This window comes from Asaia krungthepensis NRIC 0535, from assembly GCF_025995175.1.
Lineage (GTDB): Bacteria > Pseudomonadota > Alphaproteobacteria > Acetobacterales > Acetobacteraceae > Asaia > Asaia krungthepensis.
On record NZ_BAPV01000013.1, the window covers coordinates 24,976 to 46,691 of the forward strand.

The window sequence follows — 21,716 nt, forward strand, 5'->3', positions numbered from 1 at the left end:
TGCTGCGCGCATGGAGCGTAACGATGCCCACCACGATTTCCGAGCTTTACATCGCTTTTGCGAGCAATCTGGCCAAGGCGCAGGAAGATGCGCAGTCCCTGACCAGGCTTGGTGATGCGGCAGAGGTGGCCGACACGAAAGTGACCAGGCTGGGACGCTCCGGGGTATCGGTCGCGCGGCAATTCGATGAAACGACGCGGGCCGAGGCCAAGCTGAGCAGCGAGATCCGCCAGCGCACGGCCAATATCGAGGCTCTGCAGAAGTCGCTCGCTGCCGGTGAAATCACCCAGGAGCAATATGCGGGGTCGCTGGCTGGCATCGCCAAATCAGCCGCAACGCAGAAAGAGAAATTCGACGCGGCGACGGGCGCCAGCAAGCAACACGCTGTCGCCCTGGCCGAGGGCGCAGAAGCCGCCAAACTGTCGAGCTACCAGATCGGCATCCTGGCGGGCGAAGCGCATAAATTCGCCGACCAGGTGCTGGCCGGTGGCGGGGCCATGAAAGCGGCCTTCTATCAGGTGCCGAACATGGTGACGGTCATGGGCGGCTTTGGAAAGGCCACGCAGATCGTGACCAGCCTGCTGATGGGGCCAGCTGGGCTTGTGCTGGCAACCGTGGCGGCGGGTGCGGCCATCTACAAGCTGGGCAGCGCCGCCAATACCGAGGAAGGCCGTCTCGCGGCCCTGGGCCAGACCCTGCGCGCTACGCGCGGCGATTATGCGGCCATGGCGGGGGCTGCCGAAGATGCCGCGCGCCGCATCGCAGGCAAGAGCAGCCTCTCGCTCACCGATAGCCGCGCCGTCACGACCACCTTTGCTGCCATGCCCTCGATCAGCGGAAGCAGCCTCGATGCGCTGGCCACAACGGCGCGCAATCTCGCAACCGTGCTCGGCAAGGACGTGCCGGAGGCTGCAAGGGACATGGCCGCCGCGTTCGATGATCCGGCCAAGGCGGCCGAGGATTTCGCGCAGAAGGGCCTGCTCGGCGTCCATGAGGGGCTGGTGCAGCACATGCGCGACCTTCAGGCGAGCGGCGATCGTATCGGGGCCTGGACCCTGCTCATGGGGCAGGTCAGCAAGGCCACGGCCAACGCGGCCGATCTGGGCGTGACCCCGTTGCATCGCGCCCTGCACGACATGAACACGTCCATCCATGAGGGGCTCGCCCCGCTCGGGCAGTTCGTGGACGGCATCGGCAATGGAATCTCGGCCGGTGCGCTCAAGGGCGTGCAGGGCATCCAGTATCTGCTCGACAGGGCCAAGGAGATCCGCGCGTGGCAGTGGGAACAGCTGGACAAGATCCCGGCCGTTCATGACTATTTCCAGCGGCGCGAGGTCGCGGCGTCCGATGTCGCAGGGGTGGGCAAGACGATCGACCGCGTGGGGGCGAGCATGGGCGCAGGCTCGGACGTGCTCGCGCTTGCCCATCGTATCCAGCCCATGGAAAGCGCAACGGGCCAGTATGACGCGCAGGGGCGCGTCGTGCAGTCATCGGCCGGAGCGCTGGGCGCGATGCAGATCATGCCGAACAGCGCCAACGGCAACGATCTGCGCACGACCGAAGGCAATGTGACGGCGGGCGTGCAACTGCTCATGCGGCTTTACGCCAAGTATGACGGCAATCAGGCGCTGGTCGCCATGGCCTATAACTGGGGTGAAGGAAACGTCGACAAATACCTCTCGGGCAAGATCGCAAGCCCGCCTGCCAGCGTTGCAGACTACGCCCAGAAGGCCACGGGCGGCGAGGTCTATGGCGCGCAGGCGGTGGCCGCGCGTCAGGGCCGGGTCGATGACCAGCTGCGCGGCAGTGATGGCAGCACGGCGGCGCAGATCCGCGAGCATGAGCAGGCCATCACAGCCCTGACCACGGCACAGAAGGCACTGAATGACCTGCACACCGCAGGCAAGGTGTCGGATGCCGATTACACCGCGCAAACCGGCGTGCTGACGGACAAGATCAACGTACAGCGCGGCGCGCTCAATGAATTGCGCGACCCGATCGAGACGATCGCGCATCAACAAAAGCTGGCAGCGCAGAGCGCCGAAACCTACTCGGCCGCCGAGACTGCCATGGTGCAGGTGCATCAACAGGTCGAGGAAGCGGCGCGCCGTATGGGCCAGGCGCACGCTACGGCCGCCCAGCTGGCGGAAGCCGAAGCCAGGCAACAGGCCATCCTGACAGGGCAGTTCAATCAGTCCGTGGCGACCATCAACGAGCGGACCCAGGCCGAGCAGGATCTGCTCGCGGGGTATGACGCCTCGAAAGGCTCGCTGACCCAGTATCAGCAAGCCATGGAAGCCGCCGAGAAGGTGCGCGCGACATCAACCGCGGGCTCGGTCGAGCAGGCAAGACAGCTGGATATCCTGACCGGCGCGATGAAATCGGCCACAGCCTCTCAGGTCGATATGGCCAATGCGGGCAAGCTGTACGGGCAATCTCTGGATCTGGAAGTCATCAAGGCCCAGACGGCGGCGATCGGCCAGAACAGCGACGCCGTATCGGTGCAGATAGCGGTCATGAAAGAGCGCAACCGCATTCTCGAGGCGGGCGGCGATATCAACTCCAAAACAAGCCAGGCCTATCTCGACAATGTGGCGGCCATACAGATGGCGACCAACGCCTATCAGCATCAGAAATCGGCGCTCGATGATCTGACAGGGAGCCTGAGCAGCATGTTCGACACGCTGACGAACAGCGTCACGCAGGCATTCGTGCAGAGCGGCAAGGGGGCAGTCGATTTCGGCTCGATCCTGGCCGGGCTGCAAACGCAGATCGTGGGGCTGGTGGCCAAGATGGCTTTGGTCAATCCGGCCCTGAACGCGCTCGACGGCGGCTCACGCAAAACCATCATGAGCCTGTCCGACTCGCTCGCCTCGGGGGGCGCGGTCGGCAACAAGGCGGCGAGTGTGTCTATCGCCGGGGCCGGTTCGACGGCCTCCGGCGTGACCAGTTCGACCGGTTGGCTTTCCAAGGCATCGAACACGAAACTCTTCGGCTCTGCCACGGTGGGCAATCTGATCGGCGGAATCGGGGGTGGTTTCGGGCTTGGCTCTGCGCTGGGCAATATCGGCGGCGGCACCTATGGCACGATCGGGGCCGGTGCCGGTGCGGCAATCGGTGCTGGGATCGGCTCATTCTTCCCCGGTGGAACCGCAATAGGCGGTCTGATCGGCGGCGGGCTGGGCGGCCTCCTGGGCGGCCTCTTCGGGCACAAGAAAAACCCCTACACCATCGACCAGGTTGTGATGGAGGGCGACCAGTTCAGCATGGGGCAAAGCTGGAACCAGAAGCAGGACGACACCATCACCGCGCAACTCAAGGCGGATATGGCAAGCCTCAATGCCACCATGGCCAGCCTTGGGCTCAAGGCCGAGAATCTCTATCTCGGCACGGTGCGCGACGATCCGAACAACAAGGATCCCTCGCAACGTTCCGTCAGCCTGGCCGATCTGCTCGGCAAGGTGAAGCTGCGCAGCGATGACAGCGCCACATTCAGCCAGGCGCTTTCGCAGGGGATGCCCGAGACGTTCGACAGCGTGGCCGCATTCCAGAGCGCGGTGACGCAGCTGAAAGCCATGGCCGAGATGGTGGATGCGCTGGGTGTGGCGGTATCGAAATTCAACAGCGACGGCACCGTGACCGTCTCGGGCTTCACCGAGGCCACGGGCGATCTGCGCACAGCGCTCGATACCATGCTCAACGGCAAGACCGTGGCCACAAGCGATCTGCAATCGCAGGTGGCCACCATCACCGAGTTCGTCACCAACACCATGCCGAACCTCATGAAGGCCACGGTGAACGGGCAGCAAAGCTGGGTCGAGCAGATGGAGGCGCTGAAGAAAACCTATGAGGCCGCCGCAACACAAGCGAGCGGCTACGGGCTCGACGGCAACGCGCTGAATGACAAATTCAGCACGCTCTATGAACAGGGCTATGCGCAGAACATGCAAAGCTTGGCCGAGAGTGCCCAAGCCTTCCGGGTGCGGTATCTGACCGCAACCGGCGACGACCAGGGCGCGGCGCTCATGAGTTTCGATCTGTCTGCCAGGCAACAGAAACGCCAACTTGCGGAGAGTTGGCGCGATTTCCTGGGCGAGGCCTATGCAGGGAACGCCACATACCTGCAACAGGCTTCGGATCTCGAAAAGACGCTGGGGGCCGAACGTCTGGCCATCCAGAAGCAATATGCGGACAAGGCAGCGGAGGCAGCCAAACAGGCCGCAGACGCTGCCAGGCAGGAAGCAGAGCGGGCGGCAGAACAGGCCAAGCAACAGCGCGACCAGGCGGAAGGGTCGGCGGCATCCGTCATCAGCGGGCTGCTCGATTTCGCCAAGGGACTTGATCTGTCGAGTTACTCGCCACTCTCGGCCGAGGCGCAATATCGGGCTGCAAACGACAATTTTACTGCGCTCGCTGCCCAGGCGCAGAGCGGGGATTACGAGGCGCTGCAATCCATGCGCGGGGCGGCCGAAAGCCTGCTGGCCCAGAGTCATAGTTACAACGGGTCGGGCCGCGATTTCGTGAGCGATTACACGCGCATTCAGGAAATGCTGCGGTCGATCGGCAGCATCAAGCCGGATACGATCACGGAATCGGCGCTCAAGGCGATGCTGGCCAGCAATAATCAGACCCTCGCTGAGCTGCTGCAGCGTCTGCTCGATACGGCGAACAAGCAACTGACTGAGCAGCGCCATCAGGCGCAAAGCAGGGCGGCATGAGCGGCGCCCTGTTTCATGTGGTCGAGATCGAGACGGAGCGGCCGCTCGATGTCGTCTTTTCGCGGGGGTGGGGCACGAAGCCTGCGGGCTGCATGACCCTGCTCCCCTTCAGGCGTAGCGAGATAGACACGCTGCGCCTGTCGGATCTCGGTTACGCGAGCGAGGCGGGTCATGTCTTCCCGCCTTTGCTGAGTGAGGCATTCGCGATCGATCGCCGGATCGACCTCTCGCCGGCCTCGCCCTCATCCCCTGAAAGCTGGGGGGCAATCACGATCGCCAATCCTGGCGGGCGTTTCGATGCGCTTATCCGCGATCGCGTTGTGGATAGAATGCCAATCCGCATTCGCGCAGGGCGCAAGCGGCACGATCTGGCGCGCCAGATTGATATCGATCCGCCAGATGCCGCCCTGAAACCCATGTTTAGCGGTCTGGGCAGTCCTTGGCAGCCTGATCGCCTGAGCGTGCAGATTGCCCTGCGCGAGGTGTCCGGATGGCTGGACGCCACGCTTATGCCGGTCGGTTCTTATGCCGGCTCGGGGCGTTTCGGGGGTGACAGCAATGTCCGGGGGCGATCGCTTCCTCGCCTGCGAGGGAGCGCGCTCAACCTGACCCCGGTGCTGATCGATGCCGTCAATCTGGTGTATCAGATCAGTGACGGCCCCGGTCATGTTTCCGCGCTTTATGAAGGCGGCTTCGCCGGCGGAATCGTTGCAGGTGGCGCCGTCGCGGATCTCTATGCCGACCCGCCAGCGCCTGGAAGCTGGAAGCTGCAGAGCAGCTCGGCCGGGCTTTTCATCCGGCTCGGGACCAAACCCGTCTATGCGATCACGGTGGATGCCTCGGGCGATTTCCCCTCCGGGGCAGCGCCCCGCACGCCCCTAACGCTGCTGCGCCAGATGCTGATCGAGGATCTGACCATGCCCGCCGAGTGGCTTTCGGGGGCCTGGGACGATGATCGCGAGGCGGGCTGGTATTGGGATGGAAGCGACGCCGTAACAGGGCGTCAGATCGTCAATACCTGGTTGGCCGGGCTTGGCGTGCGTCTCGTGCCCAGCCATGAGGGCACGCTTGCGCCGGTGCTCCTGCAGATGCCCGATGCCATACCGGACAGGGTTCTTACCGCCGATCATGTGATCGAATTGTCAGGGCTTGCGCTGGATGACGGGCTTTCGCCGCCGCCTTACCGCTGGCGGGTAGGATATGCCCGCAATCATACCCTGCAACAGGGCGGGAGCGCCCTGCACCCGCGCATTACGGCGGAGCGGCAGAGTTTCGCGCAACAGCAGGACCGCGTTGCAACCTGGTATCTGCCATCGATCAAGCTGCGTTACCGGCAGCCCGGCGATCTGCCAGTGATTCCGACTGCGCTCCTGAACGAGCGGGACGCGCAGAACACGGCCAACGCCCATGGCACGCTATGGGGGCCGGAACGCCATCTGTGGAGCGTGACCCTTCCGCGCAGCATCGCTGCCGGCATCGATCTGGGGCACGCCCTGCGGCTGGATCTCCCCGCGCCTGGTTTGCGCGGCGGCGCGACCGGGATTGTGATCGGCGAGCAGATCCGCTCGACCGAGGCGAGCGTGACGCTGACGGTCCTGGTCTAAGGCACGCCCCGGCCGGTCTCGCACGACACATCAGAGTTAAAGACTGAAAGGAGCGGCCATGGCCGAGGCTTGGACCTGCGCATTCGGCGCAGAGAACGCGCTGATGAGCGCGGCCCTGCAGGGAAATGACGAGGCAGCGGGCCTGCCTGTCACGAATCTGCAGAACGACCAGGGGGCAGCCTCGACGGCGTGGCGCGTGCCGGGAAAGGACGCCTATCTCATCGCAAGGCTGCCGCGCCCCACGCGCTGCAGGGGCTTCTCGTTCCACCGCTCGAATCTGACGGTGGGCGCCCGTTATTCCCTGGTCGCCCGCATCGGCGAGACGCCCGTGGTCATTACGGGCGGTCAGACCTCGAACACGGTCGCAGGGCAATTTCTGGTTGTATTCCCAGCCGAGTTCACGATCGACCGGCTCGATATCTCGATCAGCGATCCGGGCAACCCTGACAGCTATCTCTCTTTCCCTCTGGCCTATCTCGGCCCGCTCTGGCAGCCCGAACGCAATATGAGCTGGCAGGGGAACGAAAGCCGCCAGACGGTCATCGATGAGGCGACAAGCCTCTCGGGGGTCGAATATCCCTCCCTGCGCTACCGCCAGCGCGCGCTCTCGATCGAGCATCAATCTCTGGGAGTCGATGAACTGGCGACGATCCGCTCGATCGAGAGCACGGCCGCGATCGGGCGGAACGTCCTTTTCATTCCTAGCCTTTCAGCGCCCGACCGCGACGCGGCCATGATTTTCGGCCGGCTGACGCTGGGAGAAATTTCCTGTTCTGCCGGGGCGGCCGACCGGCGCGGAACGTCTATGACCATCAAGGAACGCCTCTGATGTCCCGCTTTGCTTCATTCATTCTCGAGACTGCGAACAACCCCGGAACCGGCCCTTTCGCCCTAAGCGGCGCCCCTCCGGGGCGGCGCGGATGGAGTGACGTTTTCACTGACGGGGAGGTGTATTACTTCGCCGATGACGGCACGAAGGCGGAATGGGGCGTCGGGCGCCTCTCGCTCGGCCGTCCTGCGACCATTTCGCGCGATCGGGTGATCGCCACGACGCAGAACCGGACCGATCACCTGAACTTCATGGGGCTTGTCTATGTCTATTCCGATCGGCCGGCCGAAGTCGTGCCGCCGCCCGCCTCGCAGGGAATCTCTGTCGTTCCCGACAAGGTCTTTATCAATCAGACCGGGGCTCTTTTCACAAAAGACGTGACGGCAAGCGGCGCAACCCTGAGAGCCGATTTTGCAGCGACGCTGCAGGTTCATCCGGGCTATAACCCGGCTGCAGCCTGGCAGGCGGTCCGCCTGGTGATCAATATCTGGACGGTCGACGCCCAGGGTAACAGCCCCGCGCAACCTATCGCGGCAGCCGGCGCGAATGCACGCATTCTGCAGCCGAACGGTCAAACGGTAATGGCCCGTACCGTGGCGCTCGACGTGACGCCCGGATCTCGCCTGCGCCTGGGCGCGACCCTCGAATTTCTCGCGAGTAGCAGCGGCACGACGCCTCTGAGCATGACGATGCGTGATGCTGCCACATCCTGGATCTCGATCTGACTTCCTGAAGGAAACACCCCGTGAGAATGCAGGAATTATGCCTCGGGATCGGGCTCGCGCTTTGGGCGTGCCTGCTCCTGGCGCTGCCGGTTGCGGATCAGTCATGGCCGGGGCTTGGCCAGCTATTGTCTATCCTTCCCCGCGTCGATGACCCGGCGCTGGTCTATGCGGCTCTCGCCTGGCTGACAGGCGGGGCGCAGATCGTCGGGGCTTTGTTCGGCCGCTCGGCAGTAAGGCGGGCTGCCGCCATCGCTGCCTTTACGGCCTGGGCGTTTATCGCCTGCGGCTTGATTGGCCATACCGCGCTCGTGCCGGCGATCGCCGCTTACGCGGCTCTTGCGCTGCTGAACATCCGGGCCGCATTGGGAAAGACGGACGATGCCTGAGAACCTTACTCCGCAGCCCTGGTGGGTGGCCGCCATTGGCGGGCTGCTCTTCACTATCCGATGGCTGATTGGCTTTGGGGCATCGAGCGCGAAAGCCACCATCGAATCACAGAAAGAAGACCTGAACCGGCTGAATGCCCGTGTGGACAAGCTGGAGGAACGCGAGGAAGAATACCTGGCATTGATCGAGGAGTTACGGGCGCAGAATGCGATGCTGCGAGCAGCGCTCTCTGATAATCGAAAATTTACGAACCAAGAGAGCCCCAACTCATCGAGCCAGTAAGGCCTGAAGCGCAGAGAGGCAGCAATCGAGGTCTAAGGAATTATTACCAACATTGATTAACATCTATCTGAGGAAGTCTAATAGTAGATACACCCAGAACAGTATCCATTATAGTTATCTGATCTGCCTGTTTACGGCTTCGCTTTCCAAACCACTTGTCAGCAACACTGAAGAAATCGATAGCAAGCGGCGTATCTGAGAGTTTTGATACGATATCATTGGTAAGACGGTGGTTCTCAAACACGGCGAAGTCGCCGCGGCTCACACAGTCACTCACGTTTTGCTTCTCCTCCATCAACGGCTTTTGAAGCATTCTACGCGCAATTGAGGAGTAACGGGTGGTATTTGCAAATGACTCTTGCAATAAGGGTGACATGAAATCGATCAAATGTGTCTCGGTTTCAACCCACATATGAAAGTTTTGATTATCACTAACGAGATTTCCATTATCTAGTTTTCCGTACATCAGCAAATCGTTTGAATCGACACACAGGACGAAAGCGCCAGCGACAGGTCGAGCCTTAATTTTGTAATGTCTTTGGAGTAGGAAAGCTCCCACAGACGCGAACAATGTACAGCCCGTTTCGGGCTTTTTATTCCCTTCTTTAAGTAGAAGTGCATGTATTATTTTATGGATTTTCATGTAGTCTGACAATCCAATAACAAATTTTGCCATTTTCTCTCCAAAGACAGGAATATGATTTTGCCGATGCGGAGGTCTAATATGTTGACCTAGCTTGTCCCAACTAGGTTTGAGCCAATGTCTCTCTGCCCACGCCAAGATCTATAGGATCATCCATCGACACCCCCGGAGCAACGGCAAGGCTTTTGATAGCCTCGACGCTGCTCGGCTTTTCTCCCTTCTCGATTTCGCTGAGGTAAGGCTTGCTCATGCGCGCCGCCTCCGCAAGCGCGGCCTGTGTCATGCCCTGACGCTCGCGCAGGATACGCACCGGCGACACGTCATCGAGCACCATGCGCCGGTTTTCCTCGGCGGTGTAGGTGACGCCGGTTTTCGGTCGCGCCTCAGACTGGGCGATGCGCGCCCGATCGCGCTGGTCATCCAGCCGGTCGAGAATGGCCTCCCAATCCGACCGGCTGACTGTCACCGTGTCCGCCGTCTCGCTGATGATCCTGACTTCGCCCATCGGTAAATCTCCCCGCTCAATCGCTATTAGCGAATAATTGCGAGAATCCCATGACTGATTCCATCAAGATTGCCCTGGCGTTCCTGCGCCGGGACGATATCGAGGGGCTGCGCCTTGCGCCCTATCTCTGCCCTGCCGGGTACTGGACCATCGGTATCGGCAATCGTGCGTTGCCTGACGGCTCGCCCGTCACCGCCCGCACGAAACCTATCACCGAGGCCGAGGCGGTGGCGCTGGCAAGCCAGACCCTTGCGGGGCTGCGCGTGTCGCTTCGCGCAGCGGTGCATGTGCCGCTTACGACCTGGCAAGAAGGCGCGCTCCTGTCCTGGCAGTTCAACATCGGCAGCGCCGCCATGCGCAATTCCACGCTGATCAGCCTGTTGAACCGCAAGCTCTACACGGCGGCGGGGCAGCAGCTTCTACGCTGGGACAAGGCGACGGTGAATGGCCGCCTTGTCGTGCTGCCGGGGCTGCAAAAGCGCAGGCGGCTGGAACTGGCGATCTATTCCGGGCGGCCCGTCGAGGGCGTCACCCTCGGGGCCTGAGCGGCCCTCACATTTCAGCATCGAGGCAGATCCACCATGCAAAACGACTGGCAACAGCTTTACGAATCAATCCTGCCCCTCATTCCCGCCGAAATCGCCAGTGACCTGACCTTGTTCGGGACGTTCCTTGTGGCGGCCTGCGCTATCGCGGCGCGTTTCTGGCCGCGGCCCGCCAGCGGGTCGAAATGGCTCGCGCTTTATGCGCTGGTCAATCGTATCGCCATGAACAGCAAGCACGCGGCCAATGCCGATGATGCGCCCAAATCAAACGGGTGAGGGCGCTCCTCGAGACCGGACTATTCCTCCGAGATCGGCTCGTCCATTAGGTATTCACGCTCTCTTTTCCTGACCAAAGGTAAGTGCCACATTACCACATAGGGGCCTGATCGCCCGTCATCTGACAACGTGACCTCTTCAAACGGCTTGGTGCATTTTTTGCACCGCAAACGGGCAGCGATGTCCTTGACCCTACAATGTGCGATATCGGGGCGCATTTCGAGCAAGAGTTTCACACCCGATACCGAAGAGGATCCGCAGGTACAGCGGGAATGCACCCATAGACCCCAGTCTGCTGCCAGTCGCGCGGGCATCATGGCTAGTTTTTCGTCAAGTGCAGGGTGGCGAGGGATCATGGATGACATAATTCGAACGAAACAGGAACATTCGAGCAGAGTCAATGAAACTCGTCCAAAGTCTGCAAGTGTCAGATCGTTGGACGCTGAAGTCTGATTGAAGGGGTGATCACATCGTCACAGATAGCTTGCGGACTCCCATGGTAGCGCCGTGTTGCGCTCCATACTGATGAGCAAAAACTGAGATGTGCTGATGTCAGTTTGGGAAGATATGGGAAGGAAACATGCCACCAAAGTCTGGCGGCGTTTATTTCCAGATGAGACCCCGGATCAAAAGCCGGACAGTATTTGGAGAAAGGTCTGAAAAATCATTATAAAACAATATGTTAATCAGACACTTCACAGGTTTTGTAAACCGAAGGTCGGGGGTTCAAATCCCTCACCCGGCACCATCGTAGCTCAGTGAAGCATGGGCAGTTTAGCCATCGCGGGCTTGGCATAGATATATCCCTGCTGCAGAGAGATCCCCATATCGGCCAAGATGCCTGCTTCTCCTGCGGTTTCGACACCTTCGCAGATTGGCTTGACGCCTAGTCCCTCAAGCATGGCGACTGTGTGGCGCATCATCACCTGTTTGACCGGTGTGGTGTCGATCGCGCGTGAGAGCTCCATGTCCAGTTTCACGAAGTCCGGCTGGAACCGCGCAAGAACATTGAGCCCCGCATAGCCAGCGCCGAAATCATCGATCGCGGTCTTGAAGCCGAGGCGGTCATAGGTCTGCAGGATATGCAGCAGATGCTCGGTATCCAGGGCCTCATTCTCGCAGAACTCGAACAGGATGTTCTCCGCCGGAAAGTTGGCGTTCGCCGCGGCCTCAAGCGTGGTGCCAATGCAGGCATTGGGTTCATAGACCGCATTCGGCAGGAAATTGATCGACAGCAGGGCCCCTTGTTCCGCAATGCCCAACTCGGCGGCAAGGTTGATCGCAGTCACGCGGCATTTCTGGTCGAAGGCGTAGCGGTTTTCGGGGTTCACGCGCGAAAGAACCTGCTGCGCACCTGCACCATCCACCCCGCGCACCAGAGCCTCATAGGCGAAGATGCGCTTCGTTGAGAGGTCGACAATCGGCTGAAAAGCCATAGTGATCGGAATGTCGAATCCGGCGCCATCGCGACAGCCCGAGCAGAGCTTGCGTTTTCCACGGGACCAGAACGGAGCAATCATCGAGCCAACCCCCCATGCATCGAATTTGCGCCTTGCGGAACGCTGCCGAAGCTCACGAGTTGGTGAAAATTCGCGAAAAGAAACGAAAAAAATTTTCGTTCGGACAGGAAACGTGAATCTCTCCCTCGTAATCTGCCGGAAGAAAGGATCAAATGCCCATCGGAAATCTCAATTCGAAGCCTGTCTATTGCTTTGCCGCTTGGAAACGGAAGAAAGTGATAATATCGCAAGATCTGTATTCATGACCGAAAATCAGCCTATAATCTATTATGTTTATCGATTCTCGTTGTCCCGATTCCGGATTGAAAATATTCGATAGCGGTCCTGAAACAAGAATTCTGCATCAATGTCTCTATATTCCGCGCAGGGCGGAACATTATGACGAGAAATACGGCATCTATGATCGGTATGGGCGTCTTGTTCAGGAGGCAGGCCCCCGACGTGGATGGCCTACCCGACCTCTGGGTCAATCCCAGCATTGTTGTGTGACGCCCTCCAGCGCCTATCCGCTGGCTCCCGAGAAGAGCTATTTCTATGGCGGCAATATCACGAGCCATTTCGGTCATTTTTTGACCGAGACGCTACCGCGCTACTGGTGTTACCGTGAACGCTATGACGGCATGAAAATCCTCGTTCATGCCGAAAAGACTCTCGAAATGCTTTTCGGTCTGGGGTGGTTGTCCGGATTTTTCGCCCTTCTGGACCTCACACGCGATGATTTCGTGGTGTTCGAACGACCTACCCTTCTGCATCAGTTGATCATCGCAGGCACGTCGTTCGAGGAAAACCATTTCGCCCATCATGCTTTTGCACGGTTCTGCAATGAGCTGGGTGAGAAGAGGGGAATCCGGATCGCCGGGGGCAGGCCTGTCTTTCTTTCCCGCGCGGCATATCCCAGCCAGATGCGCTCGATACGCGGTGAAAGAGCGATGATTCCTCTGCTCGAGCAGGAAGGTATTGCCATTGTTGAACCTGAAACCCTGAGCATTCCCGAGCAGATCGGTCTTTTCTCCGGTCAGCGTCCAACGCTCGGGTTTGTCGGCTCAGCATTTCATAACAGCATCTTCTGCGCCCGCCCGATCGGCGTTGCCCTGACCTGCGACGGTCTGGTCTCATCGAATTTCGTCCTCATGGACAGAGCCAACCATGCTCGGATCCGGTACCTGACCACGCCAGGTATTGTCAGTGAGCCCTCCGCTCCGGGGCAGCCTGCGCGCTACAGGATCGAAAACCCGCATCATGTGGTGCGTCATCTGCTTGAGGCTGTCCAGTCCCGGATCTGGACGCAGCAAGCACCCCCGGCTCCGCCTGCGTCGGTCGATGGGGCGAGCTTCCTGCTCAGGACCTTTCATGGAACCTGGATGATGATTGATCGGCAATGGGGGGTCGTTGCGCATGGTGCCGGAGAGGGAGATCGTGCCATGAGACTGATCCTGCGTCTGGATCAGGAGGGCTGGGCGATCCTCACAACCCCAACCGGAGATTGCCTGACAATGGAGCCCCAGCAGCAGCAGGGCCCCATCCTGTCATATCGATATCGCCGCTTTCCGGACGGGACGATTGCACTTCACAGCCACGATACGGAACGTTTTGTCTGTGCCACGCCCGATGGCGGGGTTCTGTGCGACCGGTCGACACCGTCGGACTGGGAGAAGCTGACCCTCATCCCCCTCCCATGATGTCAGCCGCCTCTGGATGGCTCAGTTCAGGACGTAAAACGCGCAGGCCGCCACAGTGATCGTGACAGGCAGGGTCAGAAGCCAGGCAAGCGCGATTTTGGCCAGCATGCGCATATTGATGCCTGACCCAGCCGCCACCATCGTACCGGCCACGCCCGAGGTGATGATATGCGTGGTCGAAACCGGCAGGCCCGTATAGCCAGCCGAGGCAATCAGTCCTGCGCCGACGAGTTCGGATGCCGCGCCCTGCGCCGGCGTGAGATGCTGCTTGCCAATGCCCTCACCCAGCGTTTTCACGATCCGCCGATACCCGACCATGGTTCCGATACCAAGGCACAATGCACTCAGGACACGCACCCAATAGGGAGCATATTCCACAGTCGGCCGAAGCGCCTTTGCCAGAGTGCCGCTCGTCTTCTTGTCCTGCCCCGAGGAAGCCGGATTGGCGCTGACATCGCGCAGCCCGGAGAGGATCTCATACACATCGCCGCGTATCTGCGCCGGTGTTGCCGGATTGGCGGGGGTGGCAAGCCTGTCTATGGAGGCGAGCGCATCGGGCTTGAAGCTGTAGCGGTCATATTGTGCGATGAGCGGTTTCGCCTGCTGGGCGATCTGTGCCAGTGCCGCCCGGTCGGTCGGGTGATCCGGGTTCATCGCATAGCTTGCAGGCATCAGCCCGATAATCGTGAGCATGATCAGCCCGATGCTTTTCTGACCGTCATTGCTGCCATGAGAAAAGCTGACCGACGTGCAGGTCAGGATCAACAAGGCTCGTACAATCGGGTTCGGTGCTTCATCCGGCTTGGGAGGCGTGAACAAGGCAGGCATGCGCACCGCGAAGCGGATGATCAGATAGAGCAGACCCGCCAGGAAAAAGCCCAGAAGTGGCGAGAATGCCAGCGCGCGCAGGACTTTCCAGATCTGTCCCCAATCCACGCTGTGGCCCAGATCGCGTGCATGGAGGAAGGAATCCCCGATCGCGATTCCGATCAGCGCCCCGATCGTGCAATGCGACGAGGAGTTGGGAATGCCGAACCACCATGTGCACAGGTTCCACGCCAGCGCCGTGCCAAATAATGCGACCAGCATCGGTACAGCGGGGTTGCCGTTGGGTGGGGTCAGCACATCGGGCGGAAGCAGTTCTACCAGGGCATAGGCCACAGCAATACCCCCAAGCAGCACACCAAGCAGGTTCATCAGCCCTGACCAGATGACCGCCACGCGGGGTTTGAGGGAGTTCGTGTAGATCACCGTGGCAACCGCGTTCGCCGTGTCGTGAAAGCCATTGGCGAATTCGAACACGCAGACGAGCAGAAAACAGATCGCCAGCATGATCAGCGACCCGGTGGATGAGGGAGCGAAATGGAGCATCGGTCTGGCAGCCTTCGCAGCAGGGAGCCCCTAATCTCTGTCAGCCTTCATGTTTCGGAAAGAGTTTGACGCAGAGTTTCTCTGAAACTTCACGATTGCGGAAAGAAGCCTGCGCGGGTCGTCGCCCCGCATTGGCTGGCGTTGCGAGGATCCGGCGAGGGCCTCGCCAACCCCCAATCGCAGAAGAGTCGCCCCCGGAGACCCATGAGTCGGGATGAAAGGGGCGCGCCCCTTTCCGGGGGGCGGGGGAGCGCCCCGCATTGGCTGGCGTTGCGAGGATCTGGCGAGGACCTCGCCAGATCCCCATCGGAGGGGAGTCGCTTATCCGGGCCCATGAACGGGGATGAAAGGGGCGCCCCTTGCCTTGGGGCAGCGCCCTGCGTGAGGCCTAGCGCCCGAGTTTACGCAGCTTTTCACCCTTCATCAGGCGCTTTTCGATCACTTCGAGGGACATGCCCTTGGTTTCTGGCACGAAAGCGAAGGTGAGAACGATGAAGGAAGCGTTCAGCCCGGCGAAAAGCCAGAACGTGCCCGAGGTGCCGAAGGTATTCATGAGCGTCAGGAAGCTCGCACCCACCACCATGTTGGTAATCCAGTTGGTCAGGGTCGAGAGCGAGATTCCGAGATTACGGCCCTGCATGGGCTGGATTTCGGAGCAAAGAACCCACATGAGCGGCCCTGCGGACATAGCGAAGCCTGTGCAGAACAGCAGCAGAAGGAAGATGGCGATGAATTTCGACGTCTCGTTCGACATGTCGGTGTTCAGCAGGATGGCGAGAGCGCCCATGCCGAGTGCCATGACCGAAAAGCCGATATACAGGATGGGCTTGCGGCCCCATTTATCGACGAGCCCGACCGCGATGAAGGTGGCGAGCATGTTCACGAGGCCGATAATGGCGGTGCACCACATCTGCGAGGTGGAGTCGAACCCGGCGCGCGAGAGAATCTTCGGCGCGTAATACATGATGATGTTGATACCCGCGAGTTGCTGCATGGCCTGAAGCATGATGCCAAGCGCAATAGAGCGGCGGAAATTCGAGTTCGTCTTGAACAGTTCGAAACCGTGCTGCTTGATCTCGAGCTGCTCGCGAATGGCCTTGATTTCCTTCGCAGCTTCGAGCGGGTCCTCACGCAGCGAAAGCAGCACTTCGCGGGCTTCCTTGTGGCGACCCTGCATGATCAGCCAACGCGGGCTGTAGGGCAGGAAGAGCACGCCGATCAGGAACAGACCGGCTGGAATGGCGGCGACACCGAACATCCAGCGCCAGTTGCCGCTATAAGAGAAATAGGTGTTGGACAAAAAGGCGAGGAAAATGCCGACCGTCACCATGAGCTGATAGGTCGAGACCATGGCGCCGCGCGTGGCTTCGCTGGCGATTTCGGACAGATAGAGCGGTGCGGTAAAGGCCGAAATTCCCACGGCCAGTCCCATGACCACGCGAAATCCGATCATGGAGGGAATGGACCAGCTCAGCGCACAGCCGATAGAGCCGATGACGAAGATCGACGCGCCTGCAATGAGCGAGCGCTTGCGGCCGAGCGCATGAGACATCCAGCCCGCGGCAAGGGCGCCGACAGCGGCCCCTGCCATCATGGAGCTGACCACCCATTCCTGGGCGAAGGTCGAGGCATGGAATTGCTTGGCGAAGAAATCGAGCGCACCTGCAACGACGCCGATATCCAGACCGGACATCAGCCCCGCGAGGGCTGCCAGAACGCCGATGACCAGAATCTTGAATTTTGTTGCATCGAAAACGGATGCCAGGCCGCTTTCTGAATTTCCGGCATCTGTGTCTATCGCCATGGGTTCTTGTTATCCTTTTCCGGCGGCACGAAGGGTGCCGACTTCACGTCCATTCCAGTTTTTCATCACCTGATGCGCCAATCCGGCCAGAACCTCTCGGTCCGTGTCATTCCAGAGCAACGCACCCAAATCGAGCAGAAGCGCGGCCAGGGCCACCTCTGCTGCACGGTTTGCGCCGTCATCGGTCTTGATCGCCACGCCCAGCCCGAGATCGGGCAAGGACGCGACCATCACGCCTTCTGCACCCATCTTGCAGAAGATCCGGTTACCGAAATGCGCCATCAATGTCGTATCGAAACGTCCGCTCCCAGCCACCATGAAGGGGTCGGACGCGACTGCTGAACGCAGCCGGGCGGCTGCCGACGCATGGCCGGAAGAAAAATTTCTGCCGGTCCCGAAACGGGCAAATCCTGTTGCCAGAGCCGCGAGCGGGATGGCGTAGGTGGGCATCGAACAGCCATCGAGGCCGCGATTGGTCTCATTATGTGGGACGGAGGTTGCCATGACAAGCGCTTCGGTCACCTGACGCTGCGCCTCGTGGCCGGGGTCGATATAGCCTGCGGGGTCGAGAGACTGGTCGATGGAGAGGCAGATCAGGCCAGCATGCTTACCCGAGCAGTTATTATGCAGGGCGGTGGGCTGCGCGCCTGTTGCAGCCAATGCATGAGCCGCCGCGTCATAGGTCGGCCAGTGCGCGCCGCATTCCAGACAGGTCAGTCCCTGCCCCGCCTTGGCCAGCATGGAGGCAGCCGTTTCGGCATGGCGTATCTCCCCACCGTGCGACGCGCAGGCGAGGGCGAGCTCGGCATCGGCGAGGCCGAGGCGATCGGCGGCGCCCGTCTCCACCAGAGGCAGAGCCAGAAGCGCCTTGACCGTGGAGCGGGGGAAGATGGGCTTGTCTATCGCGCCAAGCGCGCGCACCACGCGCCCCGTATCGTCCATGACAGCAATGCGTCCATGATGCAGGGACTCGACACGTCCGCCGCGTGTGACTTCGGCGAGGGCGATATCATCCATGACTGGGTCCTTCGTTGGTGAGGGGGATTATTGAGTGCGCAGGAAGAAGCGCACGCGCGAAAAAGCGGAGCTCGATGAGAGTACGGGCCTGAAAGCCCCTGTCTCAACCGGATGGCGTCTGGCGGGAGAGGAGATAGCAGGCCACGCCGAGCCGCGCACTCATATCGGGATCGGCCTCGATCCAGGGGGCGAGATCCGATTTGCGCGCCCGGAGTAACAGCGCGGGCGTTTCATGCGTGTCATCCGCCATGTCCTGCGACTGTGCTTCGAGAAGGGCGAAAACGCCCGAGCGCTCGGTCAGAAGGAGCGGCGCACGGGCATCCAGTCTCAATCCCTCCCGCATGAGTTCTTCTCCTTCATCATGGCCCACCAACAGATAGAGCCATGCATCGGTCGTGTCGGCTTCCGTGAAGGCGCGGTTCGACACGAGCAGAAGCGGTGCCTCCTCCGGATTCAGATGGGTGCGACGCTCGGGCGGGACATAGGTGAAGAGATCGGCCTCCGGGCGATCTGGGCCGGAAGGCCCGGAGCGGGACACGGGCCGAGGGTTTTCCGACGCCCCCTGTCGCGCGCGCGGCTGGCGTGGCGGCTTGCCGGGTGGGGTGTGTACCGCACCGCCTTCAAGGGGGAGTTTATCCATCGGAGCCTTGGCGCGAGACACCCACCACCCGGCTCAGCCCTGCTGGCAGGCGGCGCAGAGCCCTTCGATCTCGACCGTGGATTGATGCGGCTTGAAGCCGATCTTGCGGGCGGCATCGGCAATGGCGTGGGTGATCTCGCTGTCCTCCACCTCACTCACCGCTCCGCAGCCGCTACAGATCAGGAACTGCGCGCGATGGCCACAGCCATGCCCATGATGGCACTCCAGGCGATGCGCGCAGCCGATGAAGGCGCTCATGCGCTCGATGCGGTGAATAAGCCCCTGTGAAAGCAGGAAATCAATGGCACGATACACAGTGGGCGGCGCTGCATTGCGCTGATACTGGCGCAGATGGTCGAGAATGTCGTAGGCACCAACCGGCTTGCTGCTCTGGAGGATCAGACCGAGAACCAGACGGCGCGTTTCGGTCAGGCGGCTCGTGCGTGCTGTACAGAAAGCGGCAGCACGATCCAGAAGCGCCAGCGTATCGGGTGAGAACGGGTCCTGAACTGCCGTCGCCGTCGAAGTGAGCATGGAGAAATTCCTTTTCCGGCTTGTCCTGACCAGAGTTCCACCTCTATATCGCGTATCTCAGTCGTTATAATATAACTAAAGGCGACTTTTTTGCGCCAGTTCCTGCCGATCCTGATCTGCTTCCTGACCCTGCTTGGCTCTGCAAAGGCCGCGCCGGTGAGGGTTTTCTGTGCCGAGGCGCTGTGGTGCGATCTGGCCTCGGGGTTGGGTGGTCAATCGGTTCATACCGCGAGTGTGCTGACCTCGCCGCGTATCGACCCGCATGACTTCCAGGTCTCTCCCGATATGGCGCGTGAACTCGCGGAGTCCAGTATCGTCGTGCTGACAGGCGGGCATTATGATGACTGGATCGACCCGCTGCTTTCGGCGCAGCCGAGCCCGTCCCGTCGCGTGATTTCTGCTGCCGCGCTGTCCGGGCTGCCACAGGGCGCAAACCCCCACCTCTTCGACGATCCGGCGGCTATCGATCGTGTGATTGCGGCATTGGGAGACGCGCTCGCGCATTCCCTGCCGGATCAGGCAGCTGCGATCAGGGAGCAGCAAGCCCATTACCGAGCCATGACAGCCCGGTTTTCAGCCCGGATGGCGGCGCTCCGCCCCGTCACCAAAGGCATGAAGATTGCCGTGCTCGAGCCGGTGGGCGGACCCGTTTTCGACGCGCTCGGCCTCGATGTCGTCGATCCCGATTTCGCGCTTGCCATGATGAACCATGTCGATCCTGCGCCCAGGGATGTCGCCTTCCTCGAGGAGGCGATCCAGCACAGGACGATCAAGGCTCTGGTGATCAACCCGGCCATGAGTGGCCCCATGCCTGAGCGGCTTCAGACGCTGGCCAGACATGCGGGCATTGCTGTGGTGGCTTTCGACGAGTTTCCTGCGCCTTCCGTACTCTGGCAGGACTGGATGACGTCGAGACTCGACCGGCTCGTTGCGGCTCTGGGTGTCCGTGGCTGACATGGCACCGGTTCTGGCTCTGAAAGCCGTTACCCTGGCGCATGGGCGTCGTGTTCTGATCGACCGGGCCGATCTCACGCTTGGGCGAGGTACGCTGACCCTGCTCGCGGGGGGCAATGGTCAGGGCAAGACCACACTCCTGCGCGCCCTGATGGGACTGCACCCTCTACAGGGCGGAGAGATCCAGATATCCGGCAAGACGCCCCGCCGGGCGCGGTGCCTCACGGGATATATGCCCCAGGATCGTCGTCTTCCGGCCCCGCAAATGACAGGGCGCGCCTTTCTCGCCGCTTCATGGCATGGCACACGTTTCGGGCTTCCCGGCTGGGGGCAGAATCTGAAGTCGGCCCTGCAGGCGTGCCTTGCCTTGACCGGAAGCGAAAAACTGGTCGATCAGCCCCTGAGCCAGCTCTCCGGCGGTGAAAGACAACGCGTGTTTCTGTCAGGCGCGCTGCTCGATTCTCCGTGCTTTCTGGTTCTGGATGAGCCGCTGAGCGGCATGGATACGCAATGGCAGAGTGAGATCCTGGCAATGCTGCAGGCGCGCTGCCGTGAGACGGGCATGGCTGTGCTCATGTCATGTCATGGCATCGAGGCGGCTCTTTCCTATGCCGATCATGTGCTCTCTATCGACAGCCAGAAGCTGGAGCTGCGCGATGCTGCATTATGAATTCATGCAGAACGCCTTCATGGCGACAGGCGTGGTCTCGATCCTGAGCGGATTGGTGGGCTGGTTTCTCGTGCTGCGCGGCCAGAGTTTTGCCGGGCATGCCCTGTCTCATATCGGCTATGCAGGGGCGACCGGCGCTGTGCTGATCGGATTGACGCCATTCTGGGGTATGGTGCTTTCGGCTCTGGTGGCCGCTCTGGTGCTTGGGTGGGAGCCGCAGGGCGATCAGCGCAGCAACGCTGTCGCGGCCAGTCAGCGCGACAGCGTGATTGGTGTCGTGCTTGCTGCCAGCCTCGGTCTTGGGCTGCTTTTTCTCAAGATCCAGAATGTGCCGGTCAGCAGTACCACGGCCCTGCTTTTCGGTAATGTCCTCGGCGTTGATCGGGGCACCCTGCGCTTGCTGTTTCTTCTGGGCGGTGTCTGTCTGGTTGGGCTGTGTGTGCTGGGCCGACCGCTCCTCTTTGCCAGCCTCGACCCGGATCTGGCCGCAGCGAAAGGTGTCGGGCTCAAGCTGATCGCGTGCGGCTTCATGGCGCTTGTGGCGCTCGCGACAGCCATCTGCTCGCAAACCATCGGAATCCTGCTGGTGTTCAGCCTGCTTGTTGGGCCGGCTGCCTGTGCACTGAGACTTGGCCTTTCGCCCTGGCCGGGGCTGCTCTGCTCGGCTGGGCTCGCCCTTGTGCTGTCATGGGGCGGCTTGACCCTTGCATGGTACACCGGCGCACCGGCTTCTTTCTGCATCAGCGCCGGAGCCGCTCTCAGCTATATTCTCGTCCGTTTTGTCGCCCCTCGGGCGTCCTGAAGATAGAGGGTCGCGCTATCACGGTAATCCGGATTGCGTGGCTCCCTGGGGGCTGGAAATCGCCCCGTGTCACTCAGTTCAGATGCCAGTCGAGCAACATGATACCGATGATGAAAATGGCAAGGACGATATGCATGATGATCAACTCACGCAGATTGATCGTCGGAACGTCCTGCTTGATCTTCTTGGGCTTGGCCATAGGGTGATCCTT

Annotated in this window: 21 protein-coding genes; 12 read left to right on the forward strand and 9 right to left on the reverse strand. The window is 60.9% G+C overall.

Annotated features, from left to right (window positions below; genetic code table 11):
* Window positions 1-23: 23 nt before the first annotated feature.
* The 6 genes from AA0535_RS08850 to AA0535_RS08875 are packed head-to-tail and all read left to right on the forward strand — an operon-like array spanning window position 24 to window position 8,545.
* Window positions 24-4,718, forward strand: a complete 4,695-nt coding sequence (locus AA0535_RS08850) for a phage tail length tape measure family protein (protein ID WP_264815623.1) — start codon at window positions 24-26, stop codon at window positions 4,716-4,718.
* A complete protein-coding gene (locus AA0535_RS08855; protein ID WP_264815624.1) occupies window positions 4,715-6,322 on the forward strand; it encodes a hypothetical protein in 1,608 nt (535 codons plus the stop codon). The genes AA0535_RS08850 and AA0535_RS08855 overlap by 4 nt, the downstream gene beginning before the upstream one ends.
* Window positions 6,323-6,380: 58 nt before the next feature.
* On the forward strand, window positions 6,381-7,151 hold the full coding sequence (locus tag AA0535_RS08860) for a hypothetical protein (protein WP_264815625.1): 771 nt from the start codon (window positions 6,381-6,383) through the stop codon (window positions 7,149-7,151).
* Window positions 7,151-7,876, forward strand: a complete 726-nt coding sequence (locus tag AA0535_RS08865; protein ID WP_264815626.1) for a hypothetical protein — start codon at window positions 7,151-7,153, stop codon at window positions 7,874-7,876. Before AA0535_RS08860 ends, AA0535_RS08865 begins: the two co-directional genes overlap by 1 nt.
* A gap of 20 nt (window positions 7,877-7,896) precedes the next feature.
* Window positions 7,897-8,262 (forward strand): hypothetical protein, encoded by a 366-nt coding sequence (locus AA0535_RS08870; RefSeq protein ID WP_264815627.1) that lies wholly within the window; start codon window positions 7,897-7,899, stop codon window positions 8,260-8,262.
* A complete protein-coding gene (locus AA0535_RS08875) occupies window positions 8,255-8,545 on the forward strand; it encodes a hypothetical protein (RefSeq protein WP_264815628.1) in 291 nt (96 codons plus the stop codon). Before AA0535_RS08870 ends, AA0535_RS08875 begins: the two co-directional genes overlap by 8 nt.
* A 43-nt stretch (window positions 8,546-8,588) precedes the next feature.
* Here AA0535_RS08875 and AA0535_RS08880 read toward each other — a convergent pair whose 3' ends face one another.
* Window positions 8,589-9,221: a DUF2026 domain-containing protein gene (locus AA0535_RS08880; protein ID WP_264815629.1), complete on the reverse strand. Its 633-nt coding sequence runs from the start codon at window positions 9,219-9,221 to the stop codon at window positions 8,589-8,591.
* Between the two features lie 70 nt (window positions 9,222-9,291).
* On the reverse strand, window positions 9,292-9,693 hold the full coding sequence (locus tag AA0535_RS08885) for a helix-turn-helix domain-containing protein (RefSeq protein ID WP_264815630.1): 402 nt from the start codon (window positions 9,691-9,693) through the stop codon (window positions 9,292-9,294).
* 50 nt (window positions 9,694-9,743) lie between these two features.
* On the opposite strand from AA0535_RS08885, the gene AA0535_RS08890 reads away from it, so the two are divergent.
* Both AA0535_RS08890 and AA0535_RS08895 read left to right on the forward strand, forming a co-directional pair.
* Window positions 9,744-10,238, forward strand: a complete 495-nt coding sequence (locus tag AA0535_RS08890) for a lysozyme (RefSeq protein ID WP_264815631.1) — start codon at window positions 9,744-9,746, stop codon at window positions 10,236-10,238.
* Between the two features lie 36 nt (window positions 10,239-10,274).
* Entirely contained in the window at window positions 10,275-10,514 is a 240-nt protein-coding gene (locus AA0535_RS08895; RefSeq protein ID WP_264815632.1) for a hypothetical protein, read from the forward strand.
* Window positions 10,515-11,269: 755 nt separating this feature from the next.
* On the opposite strand, the gene AA0535_RS08900 is transcribed toward AA0535_RS08895, so the two are convergent.
* Window positions 11,270-12,034, reverse strand: coding sequence for an EAL domain-containing protein (locus AA0535_RS08900; RefSeq protein ID WP_264815633.1), 765 nt, complete (start codon window positions 12,032-12,034; stop codon window positions 11,270-11,272).
* A 485-nt stretch (window positions 12,035-12,519) separates the two neighbouring features.
* Between AA0535_RS08900 and AA0535_RS08905 the strand changes: the two genes are divergently transcribed.
* On the forward strand, window positions 12,520-13,713 hold the full coding sequence (locus AA0535_RS08905) for a glycosyltransferase family 61 protein (RefSeq protein WP_264815635.1): 1,194 nt from the start codon (window positions 12,520-12,522) through the stop codon (window positions 13,711-13,713).
* Window positions 13,714-13,734: 21 nt separating this feature from the next.
* On the opposite strand, the gene AA0535_RS08910 is transcribed toward AA0535_RS08905, so the two are convergent.
* The 5 genes from AA0535_RS08910 to AA0535_RS08930 form a co-directional block, all read right to left on the reverse strand.
* A complete protein-coding gene (locus AA0535_RS08910) occupies window positions 13,735-15,084 on the reverse strand; it encodes an inorganic phosphate transporter (RefSeq protein ID WP_264815636.1) in 1,350 nt (449 codons plus the stop codon).
* Window positions 15,085-15,472: 388 nt separating this feature from the next.
* Window positions 15,473-16,888, reverse strand: coding sequence for a sugar porter family MFS transporter (locus tag AA0535_RS08915; RefSeq protein WP_264815637.1), 1,416 nt, complete (start codon window positions 16,886-16,888; stop codon window positions 15,473-15,475).
* Window positions 16,889-16,897: 9 nt separating this feature from the next.
* Window positions 16,898-17,905: an asparaginase gene (locus tag AA0535_RS08920; protein ID WP_264815638.1), complete on the reverse strand. Its 1,008-nt coding sequence runs from the start codon at window positions 17,903-17,905 to the stop codon at window positions 16,898-16,900.
* 103 nt (window positions 17,906-18,008) lie between these two features.
* Window positions 18,009-18,545 carry a hypothetical protein gene (locus AA0535_RS08925; RefSeq protein WP_264815640.1) on the reverse strand — a complete coding sequence of 179 codons (537 nt, stop codon included), beginning with the start codon at window positions 18,543-18,545 and terminating at the stop codon, window positions 18,009-18,011.
* Window positions 18,546-18,578: 33 nt separating this feature from the next.
* A complete protein-coding gene (locus AA0535_RS08930) occupies window positions 18,579-19,079 on the reverse strand; it encodes a Fur family transcriptional regulator (protein ID WP_264815641.1) in 501 nt (166 codons plus the stop codon).
* 90 nt (window positions 19,080-19,169) lie between these two features.
* Here AA0535_RS08930 and AA0535_RS08935 point away from each other — a divergent pair, with 90 nt between their 5' ends.
* Genes AA0535_RS08935 through AA0535_RS08945 form a run of 3 tightly spaced genes read left to right on the forward strand, consistent with a single transcriptional unit; the run spans window position 19,170 to window position 21,505 of the window.
* Window positions 19,170-20,033 carry a metal ABC transporter solute-binding protein, Zn/Mn family gene (locus AA0535_RS08935; protein WP_264815642.1) on the forward strand — a complete coding sequence of 288 codons (864 nt, stop codon included), beginning with the start codon at window positions 19,170-19,172 and terminating at the stop codon, window positions 20,031-20,033.
* Window position 20,034: 1 nt separating this feature from the next.
* Window positions 20,035-20,703 carry a metal ABC transporter ATP-binding protein gene (locus AA0535_RS08940; protein ID WP_264815686.1) on the forward strand — a complete coding sequence of 223 codons (669 nt, stop codon included), beginning with the start codon at window positions 20,035-20,037 and terminating at the stop codon, window positions 20,701-20,703.
* Complete coding sequence (locus tag AA0535_RS08945; RefSeq protein ID WP_264815643.1) at window positions 20,690-21,505, forward strand: metal ABC transporter permease; 816 nt, start codon at window positions 20,690-20,692, stop codon at window positions 21,503-21,505. The genes AA0535_RS08940 and AA0535_RS08945 overlap by 14 nt, the downstream gene beginning before the upstream one ends.
* Window positions 21,506-21,578: 73 nt before the next feature.
* Here AA0535_RS08945 and AA0535_RS08950 read toward each other — a convergent pair whose 3' ends face one another.
* A complete protein-coding gene (locus AA0535_RS08950) occupies window positions 21,579-21,704 on the reverse strand; it encodes a hypothetical protein (RefSeq protein ID WP_264815644.1) in 126 nt (41 codons plus the stop codon).
* Between the last annotated feature and the right edge of the window lie 12 nt (window positions 21,705-21,716).